Genomic DNA, 11,997 nt, shown 5'->3' on the forward strand with positions numbered 1-11,997 from the left:
AATTGAAACATATCACCTAACGAAGCCACCCTAAGGTTGCAGACTATCCGTTAAGTTGAATTATTCATAGCCTTTTTCTGCCCGGCAAAATGGGATCGGCTTTTGGCAACCGGGATAGTGATCTTGGGCCGAATGCAGAAGAGCAATCTGCATCCCGCAAGTTTAACAGCCTATCCGGCTCGAATTATCAGGCCAAGAGCGCTTCCATCTCGTGGTTCCAGCTGCCGGTGGCGAAGGACAGCTTGCTGTATTGCAGCTCGGCCACGGCAAGCTTTGTACTCGGCCCGAAAATCCCGTCCTGCTTGGATTTTACAAGGGCTTGCAAAGCTGCAACCTGCGGGCCCGTAGACCCATGGCGCAGGCAGGACAGCGCCGCGCGGGCGTTATCATCCACAGCTTGAGCAAAGGCAGCGGCCTCATGACCGGTGATCAGGAGAACCGGATAGGTTTCGCCGTGGTTCTTGCCATCAAAGCCGGCGCTCTTGCGGAAACGGCTCCAGTTTCCGGTACCTGTTGTATGAGATGTACCGTGTCCGCTCTGCCGACCGGAAAGTGTCAAGCAACCCTGCGATGAAAAGCTGCCGGGAATGAAACCTGGATGGATATTGTCCGCCGGGCGGCATTTGTCCCAGATGTCCCACGTACCATATGTCAGGTCGTTGGCGGTGCGAAGTGTCGTGACCGTTGAGCGATTTGCGGGTTCTGGCCCGTCGCCCTGTCGCAGCACATAGGTCACCGCGCCGTTCTTGGCGGAATAATGGGTGCCCACGCAGTACTCGTAACATCCCGTTGGAAGCATATTGCACAATGTCGAGCCGATATTGAAGTTGACGTTGTCGTAATAACGCTTCATCTCGGTTCGCCGGGGCACTGTCGAGCCGGTATAGGCTGAAAGTTGATTGCTGGCCCGGTGCCAGACTCCGATAATACATCTCGGTGTTTCATGATCGACAGTGGCGGTAGTCAGCGAAATATCGTCACGCTTTTCAGCCATGTCGGTTCCGTCGGCAAGCCGACATCCACGCAACGCGAAGATCACCGTGTTCAACGGGCCGTCGTGCAGGACAAAATGACTGGTATCTGCGATTTGCTGCAAAAGTTCCGCATTCAGATCAAAGGTCGCATCGGCGGCAGAGCTCGGCAGGTGCCAGGTGTCGGGGGCATTCTTGCTGTTGGATGGCCAGCTCGCAGCGGTAAACGACAGGCTCGGCCTCGTGCTTTCGGGTTCCGGCGCGCGAAGCACCGAACCAGTCTGACCGATGCCTTCGGCCCAGTCATCCGGATCCGGGGTCCGAACTTCCGTTGCATCTGCCATTGCACCGAGAAATACTGGTGGGACGGAAGTCGGAATCGGCAACGCTGGTCCAGAACGAACCGACTGCAACGCCGCATCGATCTGTTCCGCGTCACTTCCGGGCATATCGCGATGGCGGGAAATGTCCTGCAAGATGCTGCTAATACGAATGCCGCGATTTGCAACATAGCCCTGGTCCGGCGTTCCATCAGAAATTGCCATATGATGCAGCGCTGCAATCTGCCATTCGGTATTGAATACAGGAGAGCCCGAAGAGCCAGGCAGGGTATCGGATTTGTAGTAGAGGTGAAGCTCATCTCGACCGACAACCTCGTTGCCGCGCACCACCACCTTTTTGAAGTTACCTCCCGGGTGCTGAATGATACAGACATGCTCCCTTTTCAGAGCCTTGCCTGACCGGGGCAGCAACTCGATATAGCCGTATTGTTCCAGCGGTGTACCGCTCGTGGAGTGCGCTGCGACCTTGACGATGGTATAGTCAAGCGCCTTGGACGTCATGAACAGTGCATCCGAAAGCTGAAAATGCTGTGCCCGCAACGGGGTGTTATCAGCGTTCAGTTGGTGATCGAAAGTGACCAGCGCCAATCTCGCCGCATCGCGCGAAGGGATCACATGGTTGTTGGTCATCAGAAGTCCTGGCGCGATCAGGAATCCGGTGCCATAGCCGCCTTGGGCGCCGCGAACATAAACTCGGCCCACTGCCCGCCCGACTTCGTGACCCAGTGAGAGGAAATAGTATTCATCCAGATCGTTTGTGTTGATAATCGCTTCGTAACTGCGCGTGCCCGAATTACGAGAGTATTCGAGCCGCGCTTCGATCCTTTCCCTGTCTTCCTCGGTATAGTCTTCAGCATTCAAACGGTTGAACTCGCGCAGCGCAGCATCGTGTTGCTGCCGGCTATGTTTGGAGTCAACATCAGTTGTGTCAGATAGCGCTCCGCCAGTGCTTTGAGGATGTAGCATCGGTACGGGGCTTTCGCCGAACCCTTGAAATGCCCGTGCTCTTCGGGAACGGTCAAGCAACTCTTTCTCGCAGTCAAACAAGCCCGCGAACGGCTGGTTCGCCTCGCTTCAACTCAGGGAGCCGCGCTTTCGGCGGCTGAAGCTCGCACCTTTCACGTTTCTTGGCGCAACCTCACCTGGATCGATTGCGTGATGCACAGGCGCGAACAGGCGGCAATTGGCGGGATGACCGACGCCCGCACCAAAGTTCTCACGTTACTAAAAGAAATGGAGTCTACCGATCTGTACGATGTCGCGAAACAGGAACTTGATCGCGCGGCCGAGGCGATAGAGACGGAGTTTCACGAGAATGTCGTGGCTCCGCTGACGACAAGATTGAAAAATCGCAACGAGGACAATGAATTCGCAAAAAACCTCGCCCGAGGCATCGACCTGTCAGAAAAGGCGCTGTCAGACGCCGAAAACACGCAAGTCCGGCGCGGCGAGGTCGCCGGAACAGCGGAGCGTTACATCGATGGGTGTGGCCGAATGATCGTCCGCAAGCGACCGATTGTGCCTTTCGGCGTCAATCCCGAAACACGAGATTCAGAACCGTTCGCCACACCGATCGAGGATTCCGGTGGCGGGACCATCCACCGCTATTACCTTGACTGGACATATGCCGCCCAAAACACGGATATTCATGGACAATGCGGTAAAATCTCGCTTGGCGCCGAGAGCTCGAATTTGCCGCTCAGAGAACAGTTGATCGAACTGAACCGGGCGTTTCGAGGTGTCAGGGAAGCGGATTTGGAAACGCTCGATCTGTCGTTTCCGTCGATCCGCAATGCACTTTGTGAACGCAAACGCGATGATTCCTTCAACCAGCCTTCTAGCCCCCAGGAACAGATCGTATTGCGTTGGCACCGGGCACATCCACATCGACAGATCGAATTACGCCGCAACACACGCGGATTTGTCGTGATCGGCCTGGCCTGCTGCGGCGAGGACACGAAATCCGACCAAATCTGCGAGAATATCGCCGCATTGCTTTCCGATCTGGTTCGCACGCAAGTCAGAACGCCGTTTCACGCGCTGATGTCTCTGCAGCCACGCGATGGGGTCGTCTACATTCCACCGGCCTTTGTGCCGCCGGTCAGGATCGCACCCCAGGTCCCTATGGAAGCAGCCACACTGGGCCAAGCGGTCAGCGCGATACTGGACAACGGAATTCAAGCCGACCAGCAGGACGAATTTGGCCTGCCAAGTACAGTAATCAGAACGCTCGCGGACCGGTATCGTCGCGTGTTGCACGAAAACCTGGACGCTCTGGATCAGATTCAGAACGCGATTGACGTGAGCCGATTTCAAAAGGAGCGATAACATGAAGCGAGGCGATACTGGGAAGTTCCTGGCGTTTTATCAGAACCTTTTGAGCATCACTGTGGCCCTGAGTATTTTGTTGTTGTTCTTGCCCAGCCTACTCTGGAGCAACCCGCTGAATCTCGTCGGGTATTGGCTCCCAAGCTCAAGGCCGGAATTTCCGGGGTTTTTCACAGATCGCCAGAGCCTTGGTGCCTTGTCCCTGACAATTGTTTTCGTTGCCGCATTGCAAATATGTGCAGTGCACTTCTTCAGGACTTGCATCGACAAGGGCAGAAAACTGGGTTCGTGGCGCGGTTGGATCTTCTGGAATATGTTCCAAAGCCGTAATGTCTGCGTCCTGCTGCACATTTTCACCTACTTTGTGGTCTTCGTTTTGACCTACCTCATTCTGGGTTGGGTCTCGCAGGGGTTGCAGCAACTTGACCAAGAGATGATCCAATCCAATCAGCGCAGAGCGAGCTATCGCGAGGAACTCAAGAAGGTCCTATGGATTGCGCCTTTGCTCAGTCTTACGGGCACGCTGTACGTATACCGACTGTTGGGAGACATCAAGAACGGCGTGCTTGCAAACCCGCTCCTGTCCGACGTGATTTCGGAACTGAGCAGGCTGGCCGACCAAAGTGAACGCTTTTTGAGAGAAATTCAGGCCGATGACAGGGTGATGGACGTGAAGGGATTCAGGATCGCGATCGACCAGCGCGAAAAACGGTACAAGAGGGCCGTCAAGCTGGCACACGAGCGAACGCTGCGCCAAACAGCACTTGTGGCCACCGCCCTGACCATTGTCTCCAGTATCGGTCCTTTGCAAAGAATGGAGCCGAAGGATCTGCCGACGCTGCCGTCCAGCGCGATTGTCCAGGAGTTGCGTCAGGCATTCGAACACACCCGCAAGAACTCATCAGCAACGCCTCTTCAAGTCGCGTCGATCGCGTCCTCTGGTGTATACCCCACCGGCGCAGCGCCAACGCCCTTGCACAATTATTGCGAAGAGAGCGCTCTACTCCGCAATCCGCAGGACGGGCCGGTGCTAACGGATGAACAGCTCCTAAAGCGCGTAACGGCCTGCAGAGTGATGGCAGCCCGGGCGGCTATTTCGCTGAACAACAAACTTTTCGACAATGAAGGCGTCGCATCGCAGACGCTGCAGAACCTTGCCGGCCTTCAGACACGGGTCGATGACTATATTGCGGAAATCAACAAGCACACGCAACTGCTGACGCAGGGTGTGGTCATGCCGGTGCAGATCGAGTTTGTGGATCACGACAAGAATGGACCCGTTGACCTGGTTTCGCTGCTCACGCCCGATAATCCTGTTCCGATCAGCGTTACACTGTCCCTTGGCAAAGCTCCGTTTGAAGGCAACACGGCGTTGGCGGACCAACTGAATGGCAATGAGGCCGCTTCACTGCCGCTGCGCGCCGCGCTCACCATTGAGACGGTTGAAGGTCCAGCGGGCGAAAGGCTTGCACCGGGGTCCCCTGTCGAGGTTCCGGTCGCGGCAAAGCTCATCGAACCACTCGGATTGCGCGACATCGTAAGCTCTGAACTCGAAGAACCGTTTCTTGTGCGCCTTCAGACCGAGCAGTCCGGAGAAGTCATGGACGCTTCCCCACGATGCCTCAAAAGCCCCTGGGAGTTCAGGTTCGGTATCGGGATGCATGCTTTCGATCTGGGGCTGGACCAGCACAGGGAGGCCATGATTGGCCTGATTGGAGAGCTCAAGCAGCAACGGAACGACCGGACACGCCTGCTGCTTGTCGGTCACGCGGATCCGCAGGGCAACGTGCTGTTCAACTACAATCTCGCTGAGCGTCGGGCAGAGGCCATTCGGATTGCGATCCTGAACCAACTTAAAGGGTCCGGCGCCGAAGTCGAATTTGCCTCATCTGTTCTCAGCATCGGCGAGCAGGAACGCGTCGGCATAGGCCTGTCCTTCACTGCGGAAGACAATGCTGAGCAACGCAAGGTCGAGGTTCGGATCTGCGGGTGAGGCTTTCGAACGGGTGTTGTCACATTAGCTCAACCAGTCTTCAGGCGGCATTGCCAAGTTGATCCGTCAAGGCAATGTGTTCACATGGCACAATTCTCAGTGAAAATCTGCGGCGTTACCGGATCACATCTCCGCGGAAATCAACAGCAGGGTGCTGACCGAACGGGGACGGGTTGGAAGCGGCTTTCGCGACCGTGTGTCACCTGAATCAGTCGGGGAAATTCTGTGTTGCCCAGACCGCCGCCTGGGTACGGTTATGTGCTCCGATCTTGCGAAAGCAGCCCCTGAGATGAACCTTTACGGTGCTTTCGACGATATCGAGCATCTTGGCGATATCCTTGTTGGATTTGCCGTCGCGCACCTGTCGGAGCACCTCTTTTTCGCGCGCTGACAGCTTTGCAAGCGCGATCTGCGCCGAACCTATCGGATTTGGTCGTTCACCAAGTTCGGGTTTCGGCGATGACTCGCAAAACAGCGGCGAGCTTTGCGAGAGGCTTTCGGTAGAATACCCGCGCGGTGCCGTCGTGCCACTGAGCGGGTCGACACGCGCGGTATCGTCGGTTTCGGGTTTGCGGATTTTCGACGGAACGATGCTGAACCCCTCCTGAATGACCTTGAGGATCCTTGCCAGCGTCTCCAGCGACCGATCGTCCGGGACGGTTGCATCAGCGAGTCCGGCGATCTCGTCCAGATGTTCATGCGGCAGCGACGAGGAAACCAGCGCCACGACGCTGAATTCGGGAAACCGTTTCTTGAAGCTCTCGATGCCAAGCAATCTCAGGTCTGCGCCGTAGGGCACATGCAGCACCACATGCATCAGGTCCTGTTCGGGATCAGACCTGTCGAGGCTTTCTGAAAGCTCTGACAAGGACGAATGCACCCCGGTCGCATTGATCCCTTCGCATATGCAATGGGAGACAATTAAATCACGATACAGGCTCAGCGATGAAACTACTGAAATTTCCATAACAAATCGACCAAACTACAATGCTTAAACTGTTCAGCTAAAAATTGCTTAACAAGAGATGGGACGGCTCGCGATTAACGTCCATCTCACTCCTCCACGCCAAAGAGTAGCACAAACTCGCAATTCACCACCTATTATCCTTAACAAACTGTGCAATATGTTGACTGAAAATGATAAAAAGCACTCGGCATTGAGGGGAGCGGCAACCTTAGCGAAAGCTTGTTAGGCGGTAAGCTAAACCGTAGATTGCATAGCGAATCGCATCGCCTGAAAATACGGCGGACCGTTCTTTTGCTACCTGTCTCTGAGGTGCATGGATGTTTCACCGATAGGCAGACAGATATTGGCCTTTGGATCAGGTTCCGGGCGCAATGACTACTCCTTTGGTGTAGAACTTGGAGCCTCATACACGATCGGAGTATGTCCAGGTCGCGATCACTACCCTGTCCGACCAGTGCGCTTACCCCTCGCTACAAGAATAGGTTGTGTCGGCATTCACCTTTCGAAGCGGTGTTTTTTCATCGGGTCTAGGTTAAAATCATATTCAGAGTGGACCAATTCATTAAATCAAAATCCGAATCGTCAGCAGAGGAATTCGTCAAAGAAATATTTTAGTTGAGCCTTTTTTGGGGGGAGCTTTTATGGGTGCGATTGAAGGTCGCTTTTTTACTTCGGCCATGTGTTTGCATAGTGCGTATTTACTTGATTTCATTACTTCTATTGCAGATCAAGCGATTGCCCGTCTGGAGTGTGAGCCGGGGCATCTGATTTTCACGTCGGAACCGTCCTGGGGGATCGAGCCGGAGGGTGACATACCATCGTGCAGGGAAGCCAGGGGAACGTTGGAGGTCACCGAAAGTGATCTTGGGGCGTCGGCCCTGTCGGCGTTTCTGGATCATCCTGATCTTGGTGCCAAAGGTGCTGGGCGCCGCAATTGGCGGGGATTTCGATGTCGTTTCAGCGACGGTCAGGAAGACCTGCTCGTCTTGCGGAATGTCGACAATCCACGAGAGGCAGAAAGCTATCTCACATCGGTCTGGCCGGCATTGCGCCGCGCCTGTTTGAACGCACAATATTCGTCTGGACCGGACCTTTCCGACGATGCGCTGCTCTGGGTGATCGACCAGAAGGTCAATGCCGCGATTTTGGTCATTGACGCGCATTGCCGAGTGCTCAAGACCAATGCCGCCGCCGACGAGTTTCTGGAAGGGGGACGTCTGCTGCAACTTGGTCCGCAAGGACTGGTTTGCGCCAGCCGCAAGGAAACCGAGGCCCTGCGCGCGGCGGTGCGCGAAAGTTATCAGAGCGATTCAGACACAAAGCGCGAGTTTGTCCTGTTGCTGCGCGGCAAATCCGGAACCGCGCATATGCCAATGTCATTGTCGACCTATGTGCAGGCGGAGACCGGGGCGCGCCTGATCCTGCTGATGCTGCCGCGCCCGCCGGATCACGAGAGGATTGAGGGCCTGGCCCGCCAGATGGGGCTGACCCCGTCGGAAGCACGCGTCGCCGCGCTGATCCGTGAGGGCCATTCCAACAAGAAGGCCGCCGAAATCGCAGGTCTCAAGGTCGAGACCTTCAATACCTATGCCAAACGAGCCCTGTCCAAGATGAACGTCAAGTGCCGTGCCGAGATGGCACAGATGCTCACCTGGCAGGCCGCGCTGGAGCGCCCGTGATGAACATGAACGTGACCAACACCGACAAAGACATTGAAGCCACCCAGGCCCCGGCCCCGCAGCGGTCGGCAACCCTGAACGAGGCCGACATTGCCATGCTGCACAAGACGCTGGGGCAGGGGCTGGCCGGATTCGCGCGGCAGGGCGACATTGTCGAACTGCACAAGCGTATCGGGGAAAAATTCGAGAAACTGCCGGGCGAGTTGAACGCGCTCGACAAGGAAACCCGCGACACCCTGCTGGCCCGGGTCGAGGCGCTGGAAACCGGGTTGAACAGCCTGGAAGCGGCGCTGCGGATCGAATTGCCGCCGCTGCTGACCCGGACCATCGACGAGGCGGCACGGGAAGCCATCCCGCGGCGGCGCGGCGGCATCCTGAAGTTTTTCTTCCTGCTCTTTGTTGCCGGCGGCGGCGTTGCCATCGGTGCATTCTATCACGCGCCGATCATGGAGTTTGCCGCCCGCCTGCCGGGCTATTTGTCGTACTGAGTTCAAGGCCCGGTATCCCGCGCTGCCGCGTTTCGTTCCGGCCTGTTCGTAAAAGGAAAATCCGATGCAAAGAAGACAAGTCTTCGATGGTCAGCGCAGCCTGGTCGTGGCGATATTCGTCGCCAGCCTCTGCCTGAACCTGCTGATATTGACCGCCCCGATCTACATGTTGCAGGTATTTACCCGTGTTCTGTCGTCCGGCAGCTACGCGACGCTGCTGTTCCTGACAATCGGTGCCGCGATCGCTCTGATCTTTTTCGCGCTGTTTGACGCCCTGCGTCAGCGCCTGGTGTCGCGCCTTGGCAACCGGCTCGAGGCCGGTCTGGGCCCGGTGATCCTGAGCGCGGTTGTGCGTGGCACCGGCGGTGTTTCTGATACCCAGCCGGTGCGCGATCTGCACGAGCTGCGCGGCTTTGTCATCTCGCCCTCCTTCACCTCGCTGCTCGACGCGCCGTGGTCGATCCTCTTCGTGGCGCTGATCTATGTCTTTCATCCGTTGATGGGGGTGGTTGCCACCATCGGTCTCTTGATCCTTCTGGTGCTTGGCATCATCAGCGAACTGACAGGGCGCGAACCGGCCAAGGCCGCTTCGGGCAGCGTGCGCGAGGCCAATTCCGCCGCCGACGAAATCCTGCGCAATGCCGAGATCGTGCGCGCCATGGGCAAGACTCCGACGTTGATTCAGCGCTGGCAGAACCTGTCCTTTGCCTCGATCCTGTTCGGAACCCGTGCCAATGATCGCATCGCCTCGATGACATCAATTGCCAAGATGGTGCGCATGATGTTGCAGATCGGTATCATGGGTATCGGTGTCGTGCTGGTGCTGCAAGGCCAGCTGGGGCCGGGCATGATGATCGCGGCATCGATCCTGCTCGCCCGTGCGGCGGCACCGGTTGAACAATCGATTGCCGGCTGGCGGGCGCTCTTGTCGGCGCGGCTCGCGCTGCAGCGGCTGAATGCGCTGCTTGCGGAAACCGAGATCGAAGCCGACCGCATGGAATTGCCCGAACCCGAGGGCTTCCTTTCGGTCGAAGACGCCACGGTCGTGACGCCGAACCGCCAGGACCCCCTGGTCATGGATGTCAGCTTCAGGCTCAAGCCCGGCGACAGCCTCGGGTTGATCGGGCCATCGGGTGCCGGCAAGACGACGCTGGCGCGGGCTCTGGTCGGGCTGCAACCGCTGATCCGGGGGTTCGTTCGTATCGACGACGCCGCGCTGACCGACTGGCCGGCCGAGCAACTCGGACGCAACATCGGGTTCCTGCCGCAACGCGTGGACCTGTTTGACGGAACAATCGCAGAAAATATTGCCCTGATGGACCCGGAGGCGAAGCCCTCGATGATCGTCGAGGCGGCGAAACGGGCCAATGTGCATGAGCTGATCCTGTCGATGCCGGGTGGCTATAACGCGCAGGTCGGACCGCAGGGCAACCTGCTGTCCGCCGGACAACGGCAGCGCATCGGCCTGGCGCGGGCGTTCTATGGAGAACCCCGGCTGATCGTGCTGGACGAGCCCAACGCCAATCTCGATCCCGAGGGCGAAGAGGCGCTCGCCGAGGGCATCCGCGCCGCCACCGCCGCCGGTGCGGTGGTCGTTGTCATCACCCATCGCATGAGCCTTTTGAAGGCGGTGAACCACGCCGGGCTGATGGAAGGCGGTCGACTCGTGCGGTTCGGCAAGTCCAGCATCGTTCTGAACGAAGAGTCCGGACACATGGCCGCGCGGGTGAGCGGGGGCGACAAAAAGCCCAACGTCTATGTGCTCAACCGCAAGGACAGGGTTCAGACCGACAAGCTGGTGGAGGCGTCGCAATGAGCACCGAATTGACCCAACGGCGGGGCACCGAACCCTCATTGCCGGACCGGCTGCCGCAGACCGGCACCATCGTATCGGCACCGCCGACCCGGATCGGCTTTCTGGTGTTTCTTCTCATTCTGCTCTGTGCCGGACTATGGGGCGGGCTGGGAATCTGGGCGGCGACGGCGCCGTTGCAAAGCGCGGTCATTGCCCAGGGCAGTTTCAAGGTCGAGGGCAACCTGCCTTCGATCCAGCACCTCGAAGGCGGGTTGGTGCGCAAGGTCCGGGTGGCCGAGGGCGACCACGTCGCCAAGGGGCAGGTCTTGGTCGAGCTCGAGACCGTCGCCTCGACCGCACAGGACCGCATCCTGATGAACGAGCTGGTCAACGGGCTGGCGGTCGATGGTCGTCTGGCCGCCGAAATGAGCGACGCGGACGTGATGGTGTATGGCGACGAACTGCAATTGCTGGTGGACAATTACGCGCCTTTCGCGGAACTCGCCGAAACCCAGCATGACCTGTTCCTGACCAATACCGAGATGTGGAAAGGCCAGGTTGCGATCCTTCAGGAACGCTGGGACGAGTTGCAGCAACAGCTACAGGGGCAGATCGCGCGCCGGGATGCGTTGCGGCAACGTCTCGAGATCGTCCAGGCGGATTTGCGCGATCTCAAGGGGCTTCTGGACAAGGGATTGGTGACCAAGACGCGATACACCGCCCGGCGCGAGAACGAAATCGCCCTGCTGGGTGATCTGAGCGTGATCGACAGCCAGACCGAGGCCGTACGACAGCGCATATCCGAAACCAGCGAGCGCATCCTGCAGGTGCGCCGCGAACGGGCCTTGCGGATTTCCGGCGAAAGGCAGGCCATCACGCAGGAAATTTTCGAGATACGCCAAAGGCTTGTCGCCAATGACAATGTGCGGGAACGGGCGCTGATACGGGCACCGGTTTCGGGCCGCGTGATCGGGCTCAGGGTGAATGCCCATGGCGAGGTGATCGGCCAGGGCCAGCGCATCATGCAGATCGTGCCCAAGGACGCGGTGTTTATTGCCGAAGGCCGCGTGCGCCCGGCCGATGTCGACCAGGTGAGCGAGGGCATGCAGGCCCGGGTGCGCCTGACCGCCTATAATTTCCGCACGACTCCGCCCGTCGACGGCACCGTTCGCCACGTTTCGGCGGATGCGCTGACCGACGACGCGTCCGGTGCCGACTATTACCTGGTCAAGATCGAGGTGCCCGAAGAGGTTCTGGCCGGTTTGCCGGAGGTCGATGTTCAGCCGGGCATGCCCGCGCAGATCATGATCACGACAGGCGAGCAGACAGTCGCCGATTATATCCTCAGCCCGGTGCTGGCGGGTGTGGAAACGGCGCTGCGCGAAAGCGACTGACCTATCCGCGGACCGGATGGTGGGCGGCGGCCTCGGGAGGC

General features: G+C 58.1%; 8 protein-coding genes. 6 read left to right on the plus strand and 2 right to left on the minus strand.

Going from position 1 to position 11,997, the window contains the following annotated elements; translation table 11 throughout:
• Positions 1 to 187 precede the first annotated feature (187 nt).
• On the minus strand, positions 188 to 2,359 hold the full coding sequence (locus ACP15R_RS15545; protein WP_424987369.1) for a trypsin-like peptidase domain-containing protein: 2,172 nt from the start codon (positions 2,357 to 2,359) through the stop codon (positions 188 to 190).
• Between the two features lie 144 nt (positions 2,360 to 2,503).
• Between ACP15R_RS15545 and ACP15R_RS15550 the strand changes: the two genes are divergently transcribed.
• Together ACP15R_RS15550 and ACP15R_RS15555 are read left to right on the plus strand one after the other, a co-directional pair.
• Positions 2,504 to 3,640, plus strand: a complete 1,137-nt coding sequence (locus ACP15R_RS15550) for a hypothetical protein (RefSeq protein WP_424987370.1) — start codon at positions 2,504 to 2,506, stop codon at positions 3,638 to 3,640.
• Position 3,641: 1 nt separating this feature from the next.
• Complete coding sequence (locus tag ACP15R_RS15555; RefSeq protein WP_424987371.1) at positions 3,642 to 5,633, plus strand: OmpA family protein; 1,992 nt, start codon at positions 3,642 to 3,644, stop codon at positions 5,631 to 5,633.
• Between the two features lie 208 nt (positions 5,634 to 5,841).
• Here the strand turns inward: ACP15R_RS15555 and ACP15R_RS15560 are convergent, their stop codons facing one another.
• Complete coding sequence (locus tag ACP15R_RS15560) at positions 5,842 to 6,501, minus strand: response regulator transcription factor (protein ID WP_424987372.1); 660 nt, start codon at positions 6,499 to 6,501, stop codon at positions 5,842 to 5,844.
• A gap of 740 nt (positions 6,502 to 7,241) precedes the next feature.
• On the opposite strand from ACP15R_RS15560, the gene ACP15R_RS15565 reads away from it, so the two are divergent.
• The 4 genes from ACP15R_RS15565 (at position 7,242) to ACP15R_RS15580 (ending at position 11,956) form a co-directional block, all read left to right on the plus strand.
• Positions 7,242 to 8,279 carry a helix-turn-helix transcriptional regulator gene (locus tag ACP15R_RS15565; protein ID WP_424987373.1) on the plus strand — a complete coding sequence of 346 codons (1,038 nt, stop codon included), beginning with the start codon at positions 7,242 to 7,244 and terminating at the stop codon, positions 8,277 to 8,279.
• The gene (locus ACP15R_RS15570; RefSeq protein WP_424987374.1) at positions 8,279 to 8,767 is read left to right on the plus strand and encodes a hypothetical protein; all 489 of its coding nucleotides are present in this window, start codon (positions 8,279 to 8,281) and stop codon (positions 8,765 to 8,767) included. Before ACP15R_RS15565 ends, ACP15R_RS15570 begins: the two co-directional genes overlap by 1 nt.
• 64 nt (positions 8,768 to 8,831) lie before the next feature.
• Positions 8,832 to 10,583 carry a type I secretion system permease/ATPase gene (locus ACP15R_RS15575; protein WP_424987375.1) on the plus strand — a complete coding sequence of 584 codons (1,752 nt, stop codon included), beginning with the start codon at positions 8,832 to 8,834 and terminating at the stop codon, positions 10,581 to 10,583.
• Positions 10,580 to 11,956 (plus strand): HlyD family type I secretion periplasmic adaptor subunit, encoded by a 1,377-nt coding sequence (locus tag ACP15R_RS15580; protein WP_424987376.1) that lies wholly within the window; start codon positions 10,580 to 10,582, stop codon positions 11,954 to 11,956. Before ACP15R_RS15575 ends, ACP15R_RS15580 begins: the two co-directional genes overlap by 4 nt.
• Positions 11,957 to 11,997: the final 41 nt, after the last annotated feature.

Source organism: Microbulbifer sp. S227A, from assembly GCF_049800935.1.